The 20634-nt window shown below is 71.3% G+C and carries 17 protein-coding genes, 1 tRNA gene and 1 pseudogene; 6 read left to right on the top strand and 13 right to left on the bottom strand.

Annotated features, from left to right (window positions below; all coding sequences use genetic code 11):
* Nucleotides 1-6: 6 nt before the first annotated feature.
* A complete protein-coding gene (cydD, locus tag ACX25U_RS17485) occupies nt 7-3513 on the top strand; it encodes a thiol reductant ABC exporter subunit CydD (protein ID WP_454393139.1) in 3507 nt (1168 codons plus the stop codon).
* Nucleotides 3514-3558: 45 nt separating this feature from the next.
* Here cydD and ACX25U_RS17480 read toward each other — a convergent pair whose 3' ends face one another.
* From ACX25U_RS17480 to ACX25U_RS17460, 5 genes and pseudogenes are all read right to left on the bottom strand, one after another.
* Nucleotides 3559-4446: a Cof-type HAD-IIB family hydrolase gene (locus ACX25U_RS17480; protein WP_454393137.1), complete on the bottom strand. Its 888-nt coding sequence runs from the start codon at nt 4444-4446 to the stop codon at nt 3559-3561.
* A gap of 49 nt (nt 4447-4495) precedes the next feature.
* Nucleotides 4496-5398: an LLM class flavin-dependent oxidoreductase gene (locus ACX25U_RS17475; RefSeq protein ID WP_454393135.1), complete on the bottom strand. Its 903-nt coding sequence runs from the start codon at nt 5396-5398 to the stop codon at nt 4496-4498.
* Between the two features lie 101 nt (nt 5399-5499).
* Nucleotides 5500-5727, bottom strand: a pseudogene (locus ACX25U_RS17470) (hypothetical protein); the annotation flags it as partial.
* A 12-nt stretch (nt 5728-5739) separates the two neighbouring features.
* The gene (locus ACX25U_RS17465; protein WP_454393133.1) at nt 5740-6288 is read right to left on the bottom strand and encodes an RNA 2'-phosphotransferase; all 549 of its coding nucleotides are present in this window, start codon (nt 6286-6288) and stop codon (nt 5740-5742) included.
* Nucleotides 6289-6411: 123 nt separating this feature from the next.
* Nucleotides 6412-8193, bottom strand: a complete 1782-nt coding sequence (locus tag ACX25U_RS17460) for an SDR family oxidoreductase (protein ID WP_454393131.1) — start codon at nt 8191-8193, stop codon at nt 6412-6414.
* 140 nt (nt 8194-8333) lie between these two features.
* On the opposite strand from ACX25U_RS17460, the gene ACX25U_RS17455 reads away from it, so the two are divergent.
* The 4 genes from ACX25U_RS17455 (at nt 8334) to ACX25U_RS17440 (ending at nt 12095) form a co-directional block, all read left to right on the top strand.
* The gene (locus ACX25U_RS17455) at nt 8334-9308 is read left to right on the top strand and encodes an ABC transporter ATP-binding protein (protein ID WP_454394338.1); all 975 of its coding nucleotides are present in this window, start codon (nt 8334-8336) and stop codon (nt 9306-9308) included.
* Complete coding sequence (locus ACX25U_RS17450; RefSeq protein ID WP_454393129.1) at nt 9298-10206, top strand: ABC transporter permease; 909 nt, start codon at nt 9298-9300, stop codon at nt 10204-10206. Before ACX25U_RS17455 ends, ACX25U_RS17450 begins: the two co-directional genes overlap by 11 nt.
* 247 nt (nt 10207-10453) lie before the next feature.
* Complete coding sequence (locus ACX25U_RS17445) at nt 10454-11365, top strand: ABC transporter ATP-binding protein (RefSeq protein WP_454393127.1); 912 nt, start codon at nt 10454-10456, stop codon at nt 11363-11365.
* Nucleotides 11366-11375: 10 nt separating this feature from the next.
* Nucleotides 11376-12095: an ABC transporter permease subunit gene (locus ACX25U_RS17440; RefSeq protein ID WP_454393125.1), complete on the top strand. Its 720-nt coding sequence runs from the start codon at nt 11376-11378 to the stop codon at nt 12093-12095.
* A gap of 62 nt (nt 12096-12157) precedes the next feature.
* On the opposite strand, the gene ACX25U_RS17435 is transcribed toward ACX25U_RS17440, so the two are convergent.
* A complete protein-coding gene (locus tag ACX25U_RS17435; RefSeq protein WP_454393123.1) occupies nt 12158-12298 on the bottom strand; it encodes a hypothetical protein in 141 nt (46 codons plus the stop codon).
* 82 nt (nt 12299-12380) lie between these two features.
* Here ACX25U_RS17435 and ACX25U_RS17430 point away from each other — a divergent pair.
* Nucleotides 12381-12468 (top strand) — tRNA-Ser (locus ACX25U_RS17430).
* Nucleotides 12469-12508: 40 nt separating this feature from the next.
* Here ACX25U_RS17430 and ACX25U_RS17425 read toward each other — a convergent pair.
* The 7 genes from ACX25U_RS17425 to ACX25U_RS17395 form a co-directional block, all read right to left on the bottom strand.
* Nucleotides 12509-13321 carry an HAD family hydrolase gene (locus tag ACX25U_RS17425; RefSeq protein WP_454393121.1) on the bottom strand — a complete coding sequence of 271 codons (813 nt, stop codon included), beginning with the start codon at nt 13319-13321 and terminating at the stop codon, nt 12509-12511.
* Nucleotides 13318-14595 carry a serine--tRNA ligase gene (serS, locus tag ACX25U_RS17420; protein ID WP_454393119.1) on the bottom strand — a complete coding sequence of 426 codons (1278 nt, stop codon included), beginning with the start codon at nt 14593-14595 and terminating at the stop codon, nt 13318-13320. Before serS ends, ACX25U_RS17425 begins: the two co-directional genes overlap by 4 nt.
* Before the next feature lie 513 nt (nt 14596-15108).
* On the bottom strand, nt 15109-16041 hold the full coding sequence (gene pheA, locus ACX25U_RS17415; RefSeq protein WP_454393117.1) for a prephenate dehydratase: 933 nt from the start codon (nt 16039-16041) through the stop codon (nt 15109-15111).
* Between the two features lie 107 nt (nt 16042-16148).
* Nucleotides 16149-17447, bottom strand: a complete 1299-nt coding sequence (efeB, locus tag ACX25U_RS17410) for an iron uptake transporter deferrochelatase/peroxidase subunit (RefSeq protein WP_454393115.1) — start codon at nt 17445-17447, stop codon at nt 16149-16151.
* 8 nt (nt 17448-17455) lie between these two features.
* Nucleotides 17456-19435, bottom strand: a complete 1980-nt coding sequence (locus ACX25U_RS17405; RefSeq protein WP_454393113.1) for a copper resistance CopC/CopD family protein — start codon at nt 19433-19435, stop codon at nt 17456-17458.
* A gap of 13 nt (nt 19436-19448) precedes the next feature.
* Entirely contained in the window at nt 19449-19925 is a 477-nt protein-coding gene (locus ACX25U_RS17400; protein ID WP_454393111.1) for a copper chaperone PCu(A)C, read from the bottom strand.
* A complete protein-coding gene (locus tag ACX25U_RS17395) occupies nt 19922-20572 on the bottom strand; it encodes an SCO family protein (protein ID WP_454393109.1) in 651 nt (216 codons plus the stop codon). The genes ACX25U_RS17400 and ACX25U_RS17395 overlap by 4 nt, the downstream gene beginning before the upstream one ends.
* Nucleotides 20573-20634 lie beyond the last annotated feature (62 nt).

Genomic DNA, 20634 nt, shown 5'->3' with positions numbered 1-20634 from the left:
AAGGGCATGTTTCACGTGAAACCGATCGATCCGCGACTTCTCCGCTACGCCCGTGCCACCCGGCTCTTCCTGGTGGCCGTCGTCGGGCTGGGCGCCGTCGGCGCGGTGCTGGTGATCGCACAGGCGATGCTCATCGCCGAGGTGGTGGTGGGCGCTTTCCAGCACCGGATGGCGGTCGCCGAACTCCGCACTCCCCTGCTGCTGTTGGTGGCCGTGGCCTGCGGCCGTGCGCTGGTCTCCTGGCTGACCGAGCTCGCCGCGCACCGGGCGAGCGCGGCGGTGAAGTCGGAGCTGCGCGGGCGGCTGCTGGAGCGCGCGACGGCACTCGGCCCCGGCTGGCTGAGCGGGCAGCGGACCGGCTCGCTGGTCGCCCTGGCCACACGCGGGATCGACGCCCTGGACGACTACTTCTCGCGCTATCTGCCGCAGCTGGGGCTGGCGGTGGTCGTCCCGGTGGCGGTGCTCGCGCGGATCGTCACCGAGGACTGGGTCTCCGCGGCCATCATCGTGGGCACCCTTCCGCTGATCCCGGTCTTCATGATGCTGATCGGCTGGGCCACGCAGTCCCGCATGGACCGTCAGTGGCGGCTGCTGTCCCGGCTGTCCGGGCACTTCCTGGACGTCGTGGCGGGGCTGCCGACCCTGAAGGTGTTCGGCCGGGCCAAGGCGCAGGCGGAGTCGATCCAGCGCATCACCGGCGAGTACCGGCGGGCGACCATGCGTACCCTGCGGATCGCCTTCCTGTCCTCGTTCGCCCTGGAACTGCTGGCCACGCTGTCGGTGGCCCTGGTCGCGGTCACGATCGGCATGCGGCTCGTCAACGGCGACATGGACCTGTACGTCGGGCTGGTCATCCTCGTGCTCGCGCCCGAGGCGTATCTCCCGCTGCGGCAGGTGGGTGCGCAGTACCACGCGGCGGCAGAGGGGCTGGCGGCGGCCGAGGAGATCTTCGCCGTGCTGGAGGCACCGGTGCCGGAGTCCGGCACCGGTGCCGTCCCGACGGGCGACCTGGCCTTCGAGAACGTGAGCGTCCGCTACCCCGGGCGGTCCGCGGACGCCGTGACGGGCGTGTCCTTCGCCGTGCGGCCGGGGGAGACGGTCGCGCTTGTCGGGCCCAGCGGTGCGGGCAAGTCGACGCTGCTGAACGTTCTGCTGGGGTTCGTGCGGCCCACCGCGGGCCGGGTGCGGATCGCGGGAGTCGATCTCGCCGACATCGACCTGGAGCAGTGGCGGTCGCGGATCGCCTGGGTGCCGCAGCGGCCGCACCTGTACGCCGGGACGATCGCCGAGAACGTACGGCTGGCACGGCCCGACGCGGATGACGCCGCCGTACGCAGGGCGCTGACCGACGCCGGTGCGCTGGAGTTCGTGGACGTGCTGCCCAAGGGAATGGACACCGGGCTCGGCGAGGACGGGGCCGGGCTGTCCGCAGGGCAGCGCCAGCGGCTCGCGCTCGCCCGGGCCTTCCTCGCCGACCGGCCCGTCCTGCTGCTCGACGAGCCGACGGCCGCGCTGGACGGAGCCACCGAGGCGGAGGTCGTGGCGGCGGTGCGTCGACTGTCCGCCGGGCGGACGGTGCTGCTGGTGGTGCACCGGCCGGCCCTGCTGGAGGTGGCGGACCGGGTGGTGCGCCTCGACGAGGCCGAGTTCTCCGCGTCCGCGCGTGCCGCGGTCCCGAGCGCCGCGGCACGCCCGGCGGAAGAGCCGCAGCCGGGGCGCACCGATACCCCGGTCGGACCCGGGACCGAGGTCACGACGACCGCGGGTGGCGTTCTCGCCCGGGTCCGGGCGATGTCCGGACCCCGGCGCGGACGTCTCGCCCTCGCCCTGCTGTTCGGCAGCCTCGCGCTCGGCAGCGCGGTCGGGCTGATGGCCACGTCCGGATGGCTCATCTCGCGGGCGTCCCAGCAGCCGCCCGTGCTCTACCTGATGGTGGCCGTCACGGCGACCAGGGCCTTCGGCATCGGGCGGGCGGTCTTCCGCTACGTGGAACGGCTGGTGTCGCACGACGCCGTGCTGCGGATGCTGGCCGATACGCGGGTGGCCGTCTACCGGCGGCTGGAACGGCTGGCACCCGCCGGGCTGCGGCGGATGCGCCGCGGCGATCTGCTCACGCGGCTCGTCGCGGACGTGGACGCCCTGCAGGACTACTGGCTGCGCTGGCTGCTGCCCGCCGGTGCGGCACTGACCGTGTCCGCCGTCTCCGTCGCCTTCACCACCTGGCTGCTGCCCGAGGCCGGTGCGGTGCTCGCTGCCGGCCTGCTCGCGGCCGGGGCAGGCATCCCCCTTGTCACCGGGGCCGTGTCACGGCGCGCCGAGCACAGGCTCGCCCCCGCACGCGGCGCGCTCGCCACCCGGGTGACCGACCTGCTCACCGGAACCGCCGAACTGACGGTCGCCGGTGCCCTGCCCGCTCGTACCGCCGAGACCCGGCGGGCCGACGGCGTGCTGACCCGGATCGCCTCGCGCGCCGCCACCGCCACCGCGCTCGGTGACGGACTCACCGCTCTGATCTCCGGGCTGACCGTCGCCGCGGCGGCCCTCGTCGGTGCCCAGGCGGTTGCCGACGGGCGGCTGGCCGGTGTGACCATGGCCGTCGTCGTCCTCACTCCGCTGGCCGCCTTCGAAGCGGTCCTCGGCATGCCGCTCGCCGTGCAGTACCGGCAACGGGTGCGCCGCAGCGCGGAGCGGGTGCACGAGGTCCTGGACGCCCCCGAGCCCGTCCGCGAGCCGGAGCGGCCCCGGCAGGCGCCCGCCTCACCGTTCCCGCTCACCGTCGACAACCTGACGGCCCGGCACGCGGGCCAGGACCGGCCGGCACTCGCCGGCGTCGGCCTGACGCTCCAGGAGGGCCGCAGGGTCGCCGTGGTCGGGCCGTCCGGGTCCGGCAAGACCACGCTCGCCCAGGTACTGCTGCGCTTCCTCGACGCGGAAGCGGGCACCTACACCCTCGGCGGCGTCGACGCCCACGCCCTGGCCGGCGACGACGTACGACGGCTGGTCGGGCTGTGCGCCCAGGACGCGCACCTCTTCGACAGCTCGGTGCGGGAGAACCTGCTGCTCGCGAAGAAGGACGCGACCGAGGCCGAGCTGCGGGACGTCCTCGCACGGGCCCGGCTGCTCGACTGGGCCGACACCCTGCCCGACGGGCTCGACACGCTCGTCGGCGAGCACGGGGCCCGGCTGTCGGGCGGGCAGCGCCAGCGGCTGGCCCTGGCCCGTGCGCTGCTCGCCGACTTCCCGGTGCTCGTGCTCGACGAGCCCGCCGAACACCTCGACCTGGCCACCGCCGACGCGCTCACCGCCGATCTGCTGGCCGCCACCGAGGGCCGTACGACGCTGCTCATCACGCACCGCCTGGCCGGGCTGGAGGCAGTGGACGAGGTGATCGTCCTGGACCAGGGATGCGTGGTCCAGCAGGGGGCGTACACGGAACTGGCCGCACTGCCGGGACCGCTGCGGCGGATGACCGAGCGGGAGGCGGAGACCCAGCTGCTGGTGGGGAGGAGGTAGCGGCTCACCCGCGGGCCAAGTCCCGCCGACCGGGCAGTGCGCCCGTTACAGCCGCTCCCCCAGCATCCGTTCGATCACCGCGGCGACCCCGTCCTCGTTGTTGGCGAACGTCACTCCTGAGGCCGCGGCGATCGCGTCGGGGTGGGCGTTGCCCATGGCGTAGGACTGACCGGCCCAGGTGAGCATCTCGATGTCGTTCGGCATGTCGCCGAAGGCGACGACCTCCTCGTGCGAGATGCCGCGCTCGGCACAGCACAGCGCCAGAGTGCTCGCCTTGGAGACGTCCGGGCCGCTGATCTCCAGCAGGGCGCTGGGGCTGGACCGGGTGATGGTGGCGCGCTCGCCGACGGCGAGCCGGGCGACAGTGAGGAACGCGTCCGGGTCCAGGGTGGGGTGGTGGGCGAGGATCTTCAGGATCGGCTGCTCGGCGCCGACCCCGCCCGCCGCCAGCAGCTCCTCGGCGGGCGCCAGGGCGTCGGGTATCTCCATGTGCAGCTTCGGATAGGCCGGCTCCTGATGGAAGCCGTACGTCTGCTCGACCGCGTACACCGTGCCCGGTGCCGCCTCGCGCACCAGCCGTACCGCGTCCAGCGCGTTCTCCCGTGCCAGCTCGCGCACCTTCACGAAACGGTGGGCGCCGGGGCCGCCGTGCAGGTCCACCACGGCCGCGCCGTTGCCGCAGATCGCCAGGCCGTGCCCGTGGACGTGGTCAGCGACCACGTCCATCCAGCGGGCCGGACGGCCGGTGACGAAGAAGACCTCGATGCCCGCCTCCTCCGCGGCCGCCAGGGCGGCGACCGTGCGGGGGGAGACCGACTTGTCGTCGCGCAGCAGGGTGCCGTCGAGATCGGTGGCGATCAGCCGCGGCGGCAGGGCGGCGGCCGGGGTCTCGGGCTGTCGAGTCGCTGAGGTCACCGGGGCATTGTCCCGCATATGCCCGCACGACCGTGCGGCACTCCGCACATTTGAGGGGTTGCCTCGGTCACGTCAGCTGGGCGGGCGCTTCCAGGGCGATCCGCTCGAAGACCTTCTCCTCCGCGGCGAAGTCCGAGTCGGGGATCGGCCAGTGGACCACGATCTCGGTGAAACCCAGCTCCTGGTGACGGCCGGCGAAGTCGACGAACGCGTCGAGGGACTCCAGCGGCCGCCCCCGGTCCGGTGTGAATCCGGTCAGCAGGACCTTGTCGATCGCGGCAACGTCACGGCCCGCCTCGGCACAGGCGTCCGCGAGCTTCTCGGCCTGAGCGCGGAGAGCCTGAACGGACTGCTCCGGCGTGCCGCTCTCATACAGCTTGGGGTCGCCGGTGGTCACCCACGCCTGCCCGTATCGCGCCGCGAGCCGCAGCCCGCGCGGACCGGTCGCGGCCACCGCGAACGGCAGCCGGGGACGCTGCACACAGCCGGGGATGTTGCGGGCCTCGTGGGCCGAGTAGAAGTCGCCCTTGTAGGACACCGCGTCCTCGGTCAGCAGCCGGTCGAGCAGGGATACGAACTCGACGAACCGGTCGGCCCGCTCCCGCGGCGTCCACGGCTCCTGTCCGAGCGCGGTGGCGTCGAAGCCGGTACCGCCCGCGCCGATGCCCAGCGTGACCCGTCCGCCGGAGATGTCGTCGAGGGAGATCAGCTCCTTGGCGAGGGTGACCGGATGCCGGAAGTTCGGCGAGGTCACCAGCGTGCCCAGCCGCAGCCGGTCGGTCACAGCCGCGGCGGCGGTCAGTGTCGGCACCGCCCCGAACCACGGGCCGTCCCGGAAGCTGCGCCAGGACAGATGGTCGTAGGTGTAGGCGCTGTGGAAGCCGAGCTGCTCGGCACGCGTCCATGCCGAACGGCCGCCCTCCTGCCAGCGACGGTACGGAAGGATCACGGTGCTCAGACGCAGACTCATGGGCCCGAGCCTAAGCGCCCGCAAGTGTTTCACGTGAAACCATCACCGCTCGCGGCCGGCCGGCCGCGGGCTGAGGACGAGCATCGGGACGTACTCCTTGTGCGTGCGGTCACCCGGGGCAAGCCGCCGAACTCCAGGGAGGCCTCGTGCGAGAGCGAGCCGTCCGGAGCGGTGGTGACGCCGGCGCCTGCGGCACCGCGGCGGGAGGTCTGGTCGGCGCCGATGCCATGGATCATCTCCACCTCGCGTGCGTACTCGGCGGCGATGGCGCGGCAGGCGGTGACGGCGGCTTCGGTGGTGGCCAGGTGGCGGCCCATGCCGTCGATCATACCGGACCGGGCTCAGCGCTTGGAGGAAAACCGCAGGTAGCGAGGTGGCACGGCCTTCGTCAGCCATACCCCGTTGGCACTGACATGGAAGACATGGCCGTCGCGGTGCATGGCGGCCGCGTCCACGGTGAGCACCACCGGACGGCCGCGGCGGGCGCCGACACGGGTGGCGGTCTCGCGATCGGGTGAGAGATGCACGTCGTGCCGGTTCATGGGCCGCAGGCCCTCGACACGGATGGCGTCCAGGCTGCGGGCAACCGTCCCGTGGTAGAGGTACGGCGGCGGGGTCGCGGCCGGCAGTGCGAGGTCGACCTCGACGCTGTGCCCCTGACTGGCGCGGATGCGGGTGCCCTCGATCGCGAAGCGCCGCTTGTCGTTGGTGGCGACCACATGGTCCAGTTCCTCGCGCGAGATGCGGAAGCCGTGGGCGGCCGCCGCCGCGAGCAACGTGTCGATCTCGACCCAGCCGCCCTCGTCGAGGGTGATCCCGATCCTCCCGGGCTGGTGGCGGAGGTGTTTGGAGAGGTACTTCGACACCTTCACGGTGCGTCTTTCGTCCATCGGACCAGCCTGCCGGGAGAGACGAGCATCACGCAGGCCAATTTCGCCCGGGAGGTTTGATCCACAGCGAACTTGCTTTATCCACAGGTTAATTGACGGGACCTGTGGACAACGGTCGCCGATTCAGGACGTTGTGCCCGGATCGGCGGCTCCCAGCGGCGGCCGCACCCGCGCGAGCCTGCGCAGGGCCCGCGGAGCGAAACGCGACATCGCGTGGAAGAGACGCGCCTCCGGCGTCACCGGTACCACCGCCTCGTCGCGCACGACGGCGCGCAGGATCGCGTCGGCCACCTTCTCCGGCGGGTAGTCGCGCAGCCCGTACAGACGGGCCGTGCGCTGCCGCAGGCGCTTCTCCTCCTCCGCGTCGACACCCGCGAAGTGCGCCGTCGACGTGATGTCGGTGTTGACGAAGCCGGGACAGACCGCCGTGACGCCGATCCCCCGCCCGGCCAGCTCCGCGCGCAGGCACTCGCTCAGCATCAGCACCGCCGCCTTGGAGGTGCTGTAGGCGGGCAGAGCCCTCGAGGGCTGGTACGCCGCCGCGGACGCGGTGTTGACGATGTGGCCGCCCTGCCCGCGCTCGGCCATTCGCTTCCCGAAGAGCCGACAGCCGTGGATGACTCCCCACAGATTGACGTCGAGGACCTTTCTCCAGTCCTCGGTGGTGTGGTCGAAGAACGAGCCGGACAGGCCGATGCCGGCGTTGTTCACCAGCACGTCCACCACGCCGTACTCGGCGGCGACCTTCTCGTCCAGCTTCTCCATGGCCTGCTCGTCACAGACGTCCACCGGCTCGGCCCAGGCGGCCGGCGCGCCGAGCAGCCGGGACCGCTCCGCGGTACGGGCCGCGGCCTCGGCGTCCCGGTCGACGGCCACGACGCGCGCGCCCGCCTCGGCGAAGGCGAACGCCGTGGCCCGTCCGATGCCGCTGCCCGCGCCCGTGACCAGCACGAGCTGCCCGGCGAATCGGTCGGCGTACTTCCCGGCGGCGGGCCGCTGCCGGCCGTCCTCGGTGGCCGTCACGAACTCCGTGATCCAGGCCGCCAGCTGGTCGGGTCGGGTGCGCGGGGTCCAGTGCTTGGCGGGGAGCGTACGGCGCACCAGCTCCGGGGCCCATCGCTCCAGGCCGTCGTACAGGTGCTCCGACAGGAAGGCGTCCTCGAGGGGCGTGATGAGCTGCACCGGCACGTGCGCGTAGGCGTCCGGTCGCGGCCTGCGCAGCCGGGACCGGACGTTGTCCCGGTACAGCCAGGCGCCGTGCGCTGCGTCCTGGGGCAGCGACGAGGTCGGGTAGTCGCCGTCGGGCAGCTTCTCGACGCGCTTGAGAATCTTGGGCCAGCGCTTGCCGAGCGGGCCGCGCCAGGCCAGTTCGGGCAGCTTCGGCGTGTGCAGCAGGTACACGTACCAGGACTTGGCGCCCTGGCCGAGGAGCCGGCCCACCCGGCGCGGGGTGGGGCGCTTGACGCACGTGTCGATCCAGTGGCCGAAGTGGTCCAGGGACGGGCCGGACATGGACGTGAAGGAAGCGATCCGGCCCTCGGTGCGGCGGACGGTGACGAACTCCCAGGACTGCACCGAACCCCAGTCGTGCCCCACGAGATGCACCGCCCTGTCGGGGCTGACCGCGTCCGCGACCGCCAGGAAGTCGTCCGTGAGCTTCTCCAGCGTGAAGCCGCCGCGCAGAGGCAGGGGCGCGGTGGAGCGGCCGTGGCCCCGGACGTCGTACAGCACGACGTGGAACCGGCCGGCCAGGCGCCGGGCCACCTGGGACCAGACCTCCTTGCTGTCCGGATAACCGTGCACCAGGACGACCGTCGGCTGCCGGGGGTCCCCCAGTTCGGCCACGCACAGCTCGACCCCGCCCGTGCGGACCCAGCGCTCCCGAGCACCTTCCAACGGCGTCACGCGCGTCACCTCTCCTGAGACTGTGCGAGGTCTTGAGGGTGTGACCCCTAAGGTCCCCGTAATACTCGAGTCTGATGCCAAGACGGCTCTCGGGTCTGACGACGTGCGTGGCACGGGTCACTACCGTCGAGGGCGTGACTGTGATCGCGACCGAAAGCCTGAGCAAGCGGTTCCCCCGGGTGACCGCGCTTGACCGGCTCTCCGTGGACGTCGGACCCGGTGTGACCGGACTCGTCGGCGCCAACGGGGCCGGCAAGTCCACACTCATCAAGATCCTGCTGGGTCTGTCCCCCGCCACCGAGGGCCGCGCCGAAGTGCTCGGCCTCGATGTCGCCACCAAGGGCGCCGCCATCCGCGAGCGCGTGGGCTACATGCCGGAGCACGACTGCCTGCCGCCCGACGTCTCGGCCACCGAGTTCGTCGTCCACATGGCGCGCATGTCCGGCCTGCCCCCGACGGCCGCGCGCGAGCGCACCGCGGACACCCTGCGCCATGTCGGCCTGTACGAGGAGCGCTACCGCCCCATCGGCGGCTACTCCACCGGCATGAAGCAGCGCGTGAAACTCGCCCAGGCCCTGGTGCACGACCCGCAGCTGGTCTTCCTCGACGAGCCGACCAACGGTCTCGACCCGGTCGGCCGCGACGAGATGCTCGGCCTGATCCGCCGCATCCACACCGACTTCGGCATCTCGGTCCTGGTCACCTCCCACCTGCTGGGCGAGCTGGAACGCACCTGTGACCACGTCGTCGTCGTCGACGGCGGCAAGCTGTTGCGCTCCAGCTCCACCACCGACTTCACCCAGACCACGACCACCCTCGCCATCGAGGTCACCGACAGCGACGAGCACCCGGACGGCACTCGCGCGGTGCGCGACGCGCTCCACGCGCGCGGGGTGGACACCCAGGACAGCACGGGCCTGCCGGGCGCCGGCCACGTCCTGCTGCTCACCGCGCGGGGCGAGGAGACGTACGACCTGGTGCGGGACGTGATCGCGGACCTCGGCCTCGGCCTGGTGCGCATGGAGCAGCGCCGGCACCACATCTCGGAGGTCTTCCGGGACAACGACGAACAGCGCGACGGACAGCGGAAGGAGGCGGTCGGCCATGGCAGTTGAGCACTCCGCGGCACCGCCCTCGGGTGGCCAGACCCGCATCCACAACATCGGCTACCGCAGCTACGACGGCCCCCGCCTCGGCCGCGCCTACGCCCGCCGCTCGCTGTACTCGCAGTCCCTGCGCGGCGCCTACGGCCTCGGCCGCTCGGTGAAGTCCAAGGTGCTGCCCATGCTGCTGTTCGTGGTGATGTGCGTGCCCGCGGCCATCATGGTCGCCGTCGCGGTCGCCACCAAGGCCAAGGACCTGCCCGTCGCCTACACGGACTACGCCATCATCATGCAGGGCGTCATCAGCCTCTACGTCGCCTCGCAGGCACCCCAGTCCGTCTCTCGCGACCTGCGCTTCAAGACCGTTCCGCTGTACTTCTCGCGGCCCATCGAGACCGCCGACTACGTCCGCGCCAAGTACGCGGCGCTGGCCTCGGCGATGTTCGTCCTGACCGCCGCCCCGCTGCTGGTGCTCTACGTGGGCGCACTGCTGGCCGAGCTGGACTTCGCCGACCAGACCAAGGGATTCGCTCAGGGACTCGTCTCCGTGGCACTGCTCTCACTGCTCTTCGCCGGCATCGGCCTGGTCATCGCCGCCGTCACCCCGCGCCGCGGTTTCGGCATAGCCGCAGTGATCGCCGTGCTGGTCATCTCCTACGGCGCCGTCTCCACCCTCCAGGCCATCGCGGACGCCCGGAACAACACCGGCGCCATCCCCTGGATCGGCCTGTTCTCGCCGGTCACCCTGATCGACGGAGTGCAGACCGCCTTCCTGGGCGCGACCTCCTCGGCACCCGGCGGTGTCAGCCCGGCGAACGGCGAGGGCATCGTGTACGTCCTCGCCGTCCTCGGCCTCATCGCCGGCAGTTACGGACTGCTGATGCGCCGCTACAAGAAGGTGGGACTTTGAGCCCTCCCCTTCGTGACCGAGGGGGAATCCCGGCTCACGCTGCTCCAGCGCTCCGCGAGCGCTCGAGCCTCACACGATCAACACCAGCCGGGTTGGAACCAGCCCGGTCGCCCGATGAATTGGAGGCTGCTGTGCCGGCTCGGCTCTCGCTCGGCACGCCGCGTGCGTACCGCAGATCGCTGCCCCGCTGCGCGGGAAGCCGCATTCTTCCTCGGCCCGAACGCCAGGACTGCTTCCGGAGGTTCAGGTGACCACCCTCAGCATCGACCATGTCTCCCGCTGGTTCGGCAACGTGGTCGCCGTCAACGACATCACCATGACGATCGGTCCCGGCGTCACCGGCCTGCTCGGCCCCAACGGCGCCGGAAAGTCCACGCTGATCAACATGATGGCCGGCTTCCTCGCCCCCTCCACCGGCAGCGTCACCCTCGACGGGCAGCCGGTGTGGCGCAACGAGCGGATCTACCGGCACATCGGCATCGTTCCCGAGCGGGAGGCGATGTACGACTTCCTCACCGGCCGCGAGTTCGTCGTCGCCAACGCCGAACTGCACGGTCTGGGCGCCAAGGCCGCCCAGAAGGCGCTCGCCACCGTCGAGATGGAGTACGCGCAGGACCGGAAGATCTCCACCTACTCCAAGGGCATGCGGCAGCGCGTGAAGATGGCGAGCGCCCTCGTCCACGACCCGTCCCTGCTCCTGCTCGACGAGCCGTTCAACGGCATGGACCCGCGCCAGCGCATGCAGATGATGGACCTGCTGCGGCGCATGGGCGACGAGGGCCGCACGGTGCTGTTCTCCTCCCACATCCTGGAGGAGGTCGAACAGCTCGCCCGGCACATCGAGGTCGTCGTCGCCGGACGCCACGCGGCCAGCGGTGACTTCCGCAAGATCCGCCGCCTGATGACCGACCGCCCGCACCGCTACCTGGTGCGCTCCAGCGACGACCGCGCCCTCGCGGCCGCGCTGATCGCCGATCCCTCGACGTCGGGCATCGAGGTGGACCTCGCCGAGGGCGCACTGCGCATCCAGGCCGTCGACTTCGGCCGGTTCACGACCCTGCTGCCGAGGGTGGCCCGGGACCACGGCATCCGGCTGCACACGGTCTCGCCGTCCGACGAGTCCCTCGAGTCCGTCTTCTCGTACCTGGTCGCGGCGTAGGAGGCCCACGATGTACGACCCCACAGTCGCCCGACTCACCTACCGGGCCCTGCTCGGCCGCCGCCGGGCCCTCATCCTCGGCGCGCTGCCGCTGCTGCTCATCGTGATCGCGGCCGCCGTCCGCGCCCTCGCCGGAGCCGACGACCAGACCGCGGTGAACGTCCTCGGCGGGTTCGCCCTCGCCACCATGGTGCCGATCATCGGCGTCATCGCCGGCACCGGCGCCATCGGGCCGGAGATCGACGACGGCTCGGTGGTCTACCTGCTGTCCAAGCCGCTGAAGCGGCCGACGATCATCTTCACCAAGCTGATCGTGGCGATCGCGGTGACCATGGTGTTCTCCGCCGTGCCGACGCTGGTCGCCGGGCTGATCCTCAACGGCAACGGCCAGCAGATAGCCGTCGCCTACACCGTGGCCGCGCTGGTCGCCTCCATCGCCTACGCGGCCCTCTTCCTCCTGCTGGGCACGGTCTCCCGGCACGCGGTGGTCCTCGGGCTCGTCTACGCGCTCGTGTGGGAGGCGCTGTTCGGCTCCCTGGTCCCCGGGGCACGCACGCTGAGCGTCCAGCAGTGGGCGCTGGCCGTCGCCCACAAGGTCGCCGGCACAGACCTGGTCACCTCCGACGTCGGACTGCCGACGGCGACCGTGCTGCTGGTGGTGGTGACCGTGCTGGCCACCTGGTACGCCGGGCAGAAGCTGCGGTCGCTGACCCTCGCCGGCGAGGAGTGAGACCCCGTCGGCGGCGGTGACCGGGCCGGTCGCCTGCTAATTCGGTGGCGCCGACGCCGTCGTCACGGCACAGTGGTGGTGTCCACGACGCCGGACGGAGCCGGCGTCACGATCTGGGAGAGGAGCTGGGCGATGTCCATGCACGGCAGTACGCCGAGCTCCCGACAGGGCAGCCCACGGCGGGCTCCGGAGTAACTACCCATTCCGTCGAGCCCGCCCCGCACGGGGAGCTGCCCGGGGCGGCCGCTTCGAGCACGCGAATCGCTTCGCGTGGGCCGCCCACCCGGAGGATTGGCCGAGTGGTAAGGCACCGGTTTGCTAAACCGTGGTCGGGCCCGGAAAGCCCGCGCACGTTCGATCCGTGCATCCTCCGCACAGACCGGGAACAGAGACCGAAGGCACAGACCGACAGTTCAGCCCAGCAACTTCTCCAGCACCACCGCGATGCCGTCCTCGTCGTTCGAGGCCGTCATCTCGTCCGCGACCGCCTTCAGCTCCCCGTGGGCGTTGGCCATGGCCACACCGTGGGCCGACCAGGCGAACATCGGGACGTCGTTGGGCATGTCGCCGAAGGCGAGGGCATCCGCCGCCTTCAGGCCCAGCCGCCGCGCGGCCAGCGACAGGCCTGTCGCCTTCGACAGGCCGAGCGGCAGCAGCTCGACTATGCCCTCACCGGCCATGGTGACCGAGACGAAACCGCCGGCGGTCCGGCGGGCCACGTCGGCCAGTTCGTCGTCCGTGAGGGTCGGGTGCTGGATGTAGATCTTGTTGAGGGGCGCACTCCACAGGTCCGAGGCGTCCGTGAACGGAATCGCCGGAAGCGGGCCGGAGACCGCGTAGCCGGGGCCCACGAGCACCTCGCCGTCCAGGCCGTCGCGGCCGGCCGCCAGGTACAGCGGACCGACCTCGGCCTCGATCTTGGCCAGCGCCACACCGGCCAGCTGCCGGTCCAGGGTCACCGAGGTCAGCAGGCGGTGCTCCCCGGCGTCGTACACCTGGGCGCCCTGGCCGCAGACCGCGAGGCCCCGGTAGCCGAGGTCGTCGAGGATGTGCCGTGTCCAGGGCACCGCGCGGCCCGTGACCACGAGATGTGCGGCACCCGCCGCGGTGGCCGCGGCGAGCGCGTCACGGGTGCGTCCCGAGACCGAGCCGTCGGAGCGCAGGAGCGTGCCGTCGAGGTCGGTCGCTATCAGCTTGTAGGGGAAGGATCCAGCGGGACGGCTCACTTGGCCACCGGTTCCAGGACCTCCCGGCCGCCGAGGTAGGGACGCAGCACCTCGGGCACCCGTACGGAGCCGTCGGCCTGCTGGTGGTTCTCCAGGATCGCGACGATGGTGCGCGGGACGGCGCACAGCGTGCCGTTGAGCGTGGCCAGCGGCCGGACCTTCTTGTCCTCGCGCACCCGGATCTGCAGGCGGCGGGACTGGAACTCGGTGCAGTCCGAGGTCGAGGTCAGCTCGCGGTACCTGCCCTGGGTCGGGATCCACGCCTCGCAGTCGAACTTGCGCGAGGCCGAGGCGCCCAGGTCACCCGAGGCGACGTCGATGACCCGGAAGGGCAGCTCCAGCGAGGTCAGCCACTGCTTCTCCCACTCCAGCAGCCGCCGGTGCTCCTCCTGAGACTCCTCGGGGGTGACGTAGGAGAACATCTCGACCTTGTCGAACTGGTGCACGCGGAAGATGCCGCGGGTGTCCTTGCCGTGCGAGCCGGCCTCGCGGCGGAAGCACGGCGAGAAGCCGGCGTACCGCAGCGGCAGGCGCTCGGCGTCGATGATCTCGTCCATGTGGTAGGCCGCCAGCGGCACCTCGGACGTGCCGACCAGGTACAGGTCGTCCTTGTCGAGGTGGTACACGTCCTGGGCGGCCTGGCCGAGGAAGCCGGTTCCGGCCATCGACTGCGGGCGGACCAGCGCCGGGGTCAGCATCGGCGTGAAGCCGGCCGCGGTGGCCTGGGCCATCGCCGCGTTCACCAGGGCCAGCTCCAGCAGGGCGCCGACACCGGTGAGGAAGTAGAAGCGCGAACCGGAGACCTTCGCACCGCGCTCCATGTCGATCGCGCCGAGCGACTGCCCGAGCTCCAGGTGGTCCCTGGGCGTGAAGCCCTCGGCCTCGAAGTCGCGGATCGTGCCGTGCGTCTCCAGCGTGACGAAATCCTCCTCGCCGCCGACGGGCACGTCGGGGTACACGAGGTTGCCGAGCTGGAGCAGCAGCTCCTGGGTCTCCGCGTCCGCCGCGTCGCGCTCGGCGTCGGCCGCCTTGACGTCGGCGGCGAGCTGGCTCGCCTTCTTCAGCAGTTCGGCCTTCTCCTCGCCGGAGGCCTTGGGGATGAGCTTGCCCAGCGCCTTCTGCTCGGCGCGCAGCTCGTCGAAGCGGACGCCGGACGACCTGCGCCGCTCGTCGGCAGACAGGAGGGAGTCGACGAGCGCGACGTCCTCTCCACGGGCGCGCTGGGAGGCGCGCACACGGTCGGGGTCCTCACGGAGCAGGCGAAGGTCAATCACGCGGTCAAGGCTACCGGTGCGGCGTTCCACCTCACGACCCAGTATTCCGAACCGCGCATTACATACCGTTATGGAGGAATTGCCCCCTGTGTCACAAGAGTCGTCCCGCTCCCTGGAACAGGGCGGGCGGCAGACGTGCGGTTGACCGGATTTCCCCGCGAAGACCGGGATTTGGGCCCGCGTTGTCCACAGCGGTCAACAACGATCCACATGCCCGGGAAAGTTATCCACAGGCTGTGTGGAAGATCTGTGGAAGCCGGAATCGATCACTCCGGAAATCGTGATCGGAAGGAAGAATTCCCTGCTCGACCGGCCTGACGCCCACTTTCGGGTGGAAAGGGGTCGCCTCAAAAGATGAACCAAAGGAGACGAGTGGACGAAGAGTGACCTGTCCACCCTGATCCCCCCCAGTGGATCGCAGGGGGATTTGTTGATCGAATCGTCCGCAGATGTCGACTTGTCCCCTGGTCGAGAAGGCGGCCTGTGGACAACTCCTGTGGATAACGTCGTCGGCTAGAAACGACCGTCCTGGCAGCGCGCCACCCAGTCCGCCGCCGCCACGAACTCCCCGTCCGAGGTCCCGGCCAGCGGCGGCCGTACGTCCGCCACGCCGATGTCCGCCCGCGGGTACGAGCCGAGGAAGCGCACCTGCAGACAGATCCGCTTCAGCCCCATCAGGGCCTCGGCCATCCGGCGGTCGTTGATGTGCCCCTCGGCATCGACGCAGAAGCAGTAGTTGCCGATGCCGGCGCCCGTCGGGCGGGACTGCAGCAGCATCAGGTTGATGCCGCGGGTGCTGAACTCGCCCAGCAGATCGCGCAGCCCACCGGGATGGTCGTCGCGCTGCCACAGCACCACGGAGGTCTTGTCCGCGCCGCTCGGGGCGGCGGGCCGGGCGGGCCGGCCGACCAGCACGAACCGCGTCTGCGCGTTCTCGGCGTCGTGGATGCCCGTCTCCAGGGGCACGAGCCCGTAGCGCGCGGCCGCGAACTCACCGGCGAAGGCGGCGTCGTAGCGGCCCTCCTGGACCAGGCGGGCGCCGTCCGCGTTCGAGGCGGCCGACTCCCAGACGGCGTCCGGGAGGTGCGCCTTCAGCCAGTTGCGCACCTGCGGCTGAGCCACCGGGTGGGCGGTGACCGTCTTGATGTCCGACAGCTTCGTGCCGGGCCTGACCAGCAGCGCGAAGGTGATCGACAGCAGCACCTCGCGGTAGATCATCAGCGGCTCGCCCGCGACCAGCTCGTCGAGGGTGGTGGTGACGCCGCCCTCGACGGAGTTCTCGATCGGCACGAACGCGGCCTCGGCCTCGCCGGCGCGGACCGCGTCCAGCGCGGACTGCACGGACACGTACGGGATCAGCTCCCGGGTGGCCGTCTCGGGAAGGGTGCGCAGGGCGACTTCGGTGAAGGTGCCCTCGGGGCCGAGGTACGCGTAGCTCGCTGGCATGACCTCACCCTAATGGCCGTCCGGGGAGCAGGCTCGCGTGTCTCACGAGAGCCCCTCCCGAAGGTGAACCCGCGTAACCCCACCCGGACCATTCCCCCTCGCCGCGCTCACCCCTCCAGCAGCCGCTGCCCCACGTACTCGCCCTTGGCAGCCCCGCCCGGCACCGCGAACAGCCCGCTCGCCTCGTGCCGGATGTACTGCGACAGCGCGTCACCGCGGTCCAGCTTGCGCTGCACCGGCACGAAGCCGCGCAGCGGGTCCGCCTGCCAGCAGATGAACAGCAGGCCCGCGTCGGGGGTGCCGTCGGCGCCGAAGCCGTCGTGGTAGGAGAAGGGACGCCGGAGCATGGCCGCGCCACCGTTCTGGTCGGGCCGGGTGATCCGCGCGTGCGCGTTGACCGGGACGACATAGCTGCCGTCCTTCCCCGTCTTCTCCAGGTCCATCGCGGTCGTCTCGGTGCCCCCGCTGAGCGGCGCGCCGTCGGACTTGCGGCGCCCGATGACGTTCTCCTGCCGGTCGGGCGACAGTTTCTCCCAGTCGTCCAGGAGCATGCGGATGCGGCGTACGACGACGTAGGAGCCGTTCGCCATCCAGGCCGGCTCACCGTTCGCGGGGACGAAGACGCGCTGGTCGAAGTCGGGGTCGGACGGCTTGGGGTTGCGGGTGCCGTCGACCTGGCCCATCAGGTTGCGAGTCGTCATGGGGTGCGCCGTGGCGCCGGGGGAGCGGTTGAAGCCGTTCATCTGCCAGCGGACGCGGGCGGCGCTGCCCGCGTCCTTCTGCAGGGCGCGCAGGGCGTGGAAGGCGACCAGCGCGTCGTTCGCGCCGATCTGCACCCACAGGTCGCCGTTGCTGCGGGCCTTGTCGAGCTGGTCGGAGGAGAAGTCGGGCAGCGGGTCGAGGGCGCTGGGACGCTGCTTTCGCAGGCCCGTCCGCTCGAAGAAGGAGTGGCCGAAGCCGAAGGTGACCGTCAGCGAGGAGGGGCCGGCGTCCAGGGCCACGCCGGTGTCGGCGTGATCGGCCGGCTCGCCGGCCATCAGTCGCTCGGCCGTCGCCGACCAGCGGCGCAGCAGCCCGGCGGCCTCCTTGCGGCCCGCACCGGCCGCGAGGTCGAAGGCGATGAGATGGCCGCGGGCCTGCAGGGGGTCGGTGATGCCGGGCTGATGTTTCCCGTGAAACATCGCCCGGTCGGCGCCGAGCGAGGTGAGCGGGGTGGCGCCGGCGGGCGCCGCCGTGTATCCGGCGGAGGCGCCCGCCGCGCCGAGGACGAGTCCGGTCGCGCCGGCCGTGCCGAGCAACCGCCGACGCGATACGCCCGCTCTCGCGGGAGCGTCCGGTGTCGTGGGCGCGGGAACCGCGGGCGAGGGGCGCTGGGAGGTGGCCTCCGGGGTGGACTGGTCGGTCATGGTGGGGTTCAGCCGATCTGCGCGTTCTTGGTGACGGTCACCTGATCGATGTCGGAGGTCCGCACGGTCACCTCGACCTGCCAGTCACCGGCCAGCGGGATCTGCACTCCGCTCGCGGCCCAGTGCCCGGTGGTGATGCGGTCGGGGGCCACCGGCAGCGGCCCGAGCTTCTTGGCGGCGAGTGAGAAGGCGACCTTGACCTCGGGGATGTCGTAGGGGCGCCCGTCGGTGCGCTGTACGTAGACGTGCATTTCGTTGCCGCCCACGCGCGCGGGGTCGATGTCGAGCCGTACGAGGCCCTTGCCGTTCTGTCCGCCGGTGTCGAAGGGCATGTCGAGGGTCACCGCGCCTTCCGAGGAGGACGAGGGCGAGGACGAGGACGACGTGGCGGCCTTGGCCTCCACTTCGGTGCGTCCCGGTTCGGTCTGCGTCAGCGCGGTGGTGACGGCGAGCAGTACGACGGCGACACCGGCCTCCGTCAGTACGGACCGGCGCAGTCCCAGGCGGCTGGGGTCGGCGTCCCGCAGCCGCTTGCGCCGTGCGGTGTCCAGGGCGGCCCGCTGCCGGGCGAGCTGGGCGGCCCGCCGGGAGGTCTCGCCGTTCGCCGCCCTGCCACCGGCTTTCGCCCTCTCGCCGGACCCGGACTCCCCTTCGCCTCCGGACCCGCCGTCGGTCCCGGCCTTTTTGTCCGAGCCGTTCTTCTCGCCCGCGGTCGCCGGGACCTTGGTGCGCGTCGTGACCGCCGCCTCCGCGGTCACCGTCTCCGCCAGCCGTCCCGTCCAGCGGCGGGAGATCGAGGCGATGCCGACCAGCAGCACCACCAGGCCGATCTTGACCAGGAGCAACTGCCCGTAGCGGGTGCCGGTGAGCGCCTGCCAGGAGCCGACCTGGCGCCAGGACTGGTAGGTACCGGTGGCCACCAGAGCGAGGACGGAGCCGAAGGCGAGGCGGGAGAAGCGGCGTACGGCCGCGGTCTCGACCGGGGTCTGCTCGGACGCCCCGTACAGTGCGACCAGGAGGGCGACGAGCCCGCCGAGCCAGGTGGCCACGGCGAGCAGATGAAGGACGTCGACCGGCATCGCGATGCCCGTCTGGAGGCCGGTCGAGGCGTGCTCGGCCATGGCCCAGCTGGCCGCGAGTCCGGCGGCGACCACGGTCCCGCCGATCGCGAGCCCGAAGGTCAGATCGCGTTTCTCCTCGTCGTCCCGCTTCTCGTAGGCCCCGAAGAGCACCGCGACGAACAGGGCCGCCGCGGCGAGCAGCAGCAGCCGGGAGACGAGGGCGGCACCCGTCTTGGTCTGGAGGACCTGTCCGAGGAGGGTCAGGTCGAAGATGTCCCCGGCCTTCCCGGAGGTGGTGTAGGAGCCGCGCAGGAGCAGCAGGGCGAGTGTGGCCGCGGTGAGGGCGACCCAGCCGGAGACGACGAGCCGCTGTACGGCCCGCACCCCCGAGCCGCGCTGCCAGCAGGCCAGGACGAAGGCGGCGCCGCCGACGAGAACGATGAAGCCGGCGTACGACACGTATCGCCCGAACCCGTAGAGCGCGCCGACGACCCCGCCGCCCACGTCCTGGCCGCCGACCGCGGCGGAGGTCTTGGAAGGGGCGCCGACGGAGAAGGTGTAGGCACCGCCGACGGGGTGGCTGTCGGCCGAGACCACCTGGTAGACGACGGTGTAGGTGCCGTCCGGCAGGCCGCCGCGCAGCTGCACGGCGTACGTCGTCCCGCCGACGGCGGAGGGCTTCCCGGCGTCGACACGGTTGCCCTTGGGGTCGAGCACGCGCAGCGAGTCGTCGTTCAGGGCGACCTGCTCGGAGAAGGTCAGCGACACCTGGCCGGGCGCCTTGTCGACCACCACCCCCTGCTGGGGATCGCTGCCGGTCAGCGCGGCGTGCGCGGAGGCCGGGGCGGCGCCGGCGAGCAGCAGCCCGGTGGCGGCCAGGAGCAGCAGCACCAGGTTCCGGACACGGGGGGCGATGGTCTGCGACAAGGTGGTCCCTCCCTCAGTGTCCGGTCGTGGGGTTGTACGTGGCCGCCTTCACCGGCATCTCGACCTTGAGGTCGCCGGATTTCGCGAAGTGCAGTTCGACGGTGACCGTCCGGCCCTGCTGGAGTTTGCGCTTCAGCTTGTCGAACATCAGGTGGTCGCCGCCGCTCTTGAGCACGAGTTCGCCATGGGCGGGGACGGTGAGGGGGCCGGCCTCCTTCATCACCCCGCCGGCAGTCTCGTGCACGGTGACCTCGCCCGCGTCGGCGCTGGTGACCGAGGTGAGCCGGTCGGCGGCGCCGCCCTTGTTCTCGATGGTCAGGAAGCCGGCCGCCATCGAGTCCGAGACGGGCTGGGGGATGTAGGCGGAGTGGACGGACAGCTCGGCTTCCGCACCGCCGGAGTCGGAGGAGGGGCCGCCGCAGCCGGTGAGCATGGCCGTCCCTGCCAGGGCGGCGGCCATGAGCGCGGCCGCCGGTGCGGGCCGCCTCATGGGTTCTCACCCTTGACGAGATTGGGGAGGTCCTTGGTGTAGTCGTCGACGGTGGCGTCCTCGCCGTACAGGACGTATCCGGCGTCGGTCTTCGGGGAGAACGCGATCACCTGGGTGCCGTGGTACGAGACGATCTTGCCGTTCTTGTCCTTGGCGGGCGGCTCGATGGAGATGCCGAGGGTGCGCGCGCCGGCCTGGATGGTGGCGAAGTCGCCGGTCAGGCCGATGAACTCGGCGTTGATCATCTTGAGCCACTTGCCGAGCTCGGCCGGGGTGTCGCGGGCCGGGTCGGTGGTGACGAACACCACGCGCAGCTTGTCCTGCTCGGCCTTGGGCAGCTTCTTCGTGGCGACCGCGATGTTGCTCATCGTCAGCGGGCAGACGTCGGGGCAGTGGGTGTAGCCGAAGTAGACCAGCGTCGGGTGGCCGGCGGTCTCCTTGCGGAGGTCGTACTCCTTGCCGTGGGTGTCGGTGAGGACCAGGTCGGGCTTCTCGAACGGCTTGTCGAGAACGGTCGCGGCCTTCCGTGAGGTGTCCTCGGAGACGACGGCGACGGGCTTCTTGCTGTCGTCGCCGCTGCCGCAGGCGGAGAGGGTCATCGTGGCGGCGGCGAGCAGCGCGGCTGCCGCGAATGTCTTCTTACGCATAGAAAAATGTCCCAGATGTGAAAACTCCGGCGCGCACCGGGGGTCGTACGCAAGAGTCGCAC

Source organism: Streptomyces sp. JNUCC 63 (genome assembly GCF_054366325.1).
Note: the sequence above shows the minus strand (reverse complement) of the source record. Positions and strands in the feature narration are given on the sequence as shown.

What these genes read in the sequence shown, in the direction of transcription:
- cydD (WP_454393139.1), top strand. Translation starts at nt 7, where the DNA reads ATGTTTCACGTGAAACCGATCGATCCGCGACTTCTCCGCTACGCCCGT.
- ACX25U_RS17480 (WP_454393137.1), bottom strand. Translation starts at nt 4,446, where the DNA reads ATGCGGGACAATGCCCCGGTGACCTCAGCGACTCGACAGCCCGAGACC.
- ACX25U_RS17475 (WP_454393135.1), bottom strand. Translation starts at nt 5,398, where the DNA reads ATGAGTCTGCGTCTGAGCACCGTGATCCTTCCGTACCGTCGCTGGCAG.
- ACX25U_RS17465 (WP_454393133.1), bottom strand. Translation starts at nt 6,288, where the DNA reads ATGGACGAAAGACGCACCGTGAAGGTGTCGAAGTACCTCTCCAAACAC.
- ACX25U_RS17450 (WP_454393129.1), top strand. Translation starts at nt 9,298, where the DNA reads ATGGCAGTTGAGCACTCCGCGGCACCGCCCTCGGGTGGCCAGACCCGC.
- ACX25U_RS17440 (WP_454393125.1), top strand. Translation starts at nt 11,376, where the DNA reads ATGTACGACCCCACAGTCGCCCGACTCACCTACCGGGCCCTGCTCGGC.
- ACX25U_RS17435 (WP_454393123.1), bottom strand. Translation starts at nt 12,298, where the DNA reads ATGGGTAGTTACTCCGGAGCCCGCCGTGGGCTGCCCTGTCGGGAGCTC.
- pheA (WP_454393117.1), bottom strand. Translation starts at nt 16,041, where the DNA reads ATGCCAGCGAGCTACGCGTACCTCGGCCCCGAGGGCACCTTCACCGAA.
- efeB (WP_454393115.1), bottom strand. Translation starts at nt 17,447, where the DNA reads ATGACCGACCAGTCCACCCCGGAGGCCACCTCCCAGCGCCCCTCGCCC.
- ACX25U_RS17400 (WP_454393111.1), bottom strand. Translation starts at nt 19,925, where the DNA reads ATGAGGCGGCCCGCACCGGCGGCCGCGCTCATGGCCGCCGCCCTGGCA.
- ACX25U_RS17395 (WP_454393109.1), bottom strand. Translation starts at nt 20,572, where the DNA reads ATGCGTAAGAAGACATTCGCGGCAGCCGCGCTGCTCGCCGCCGCCACG.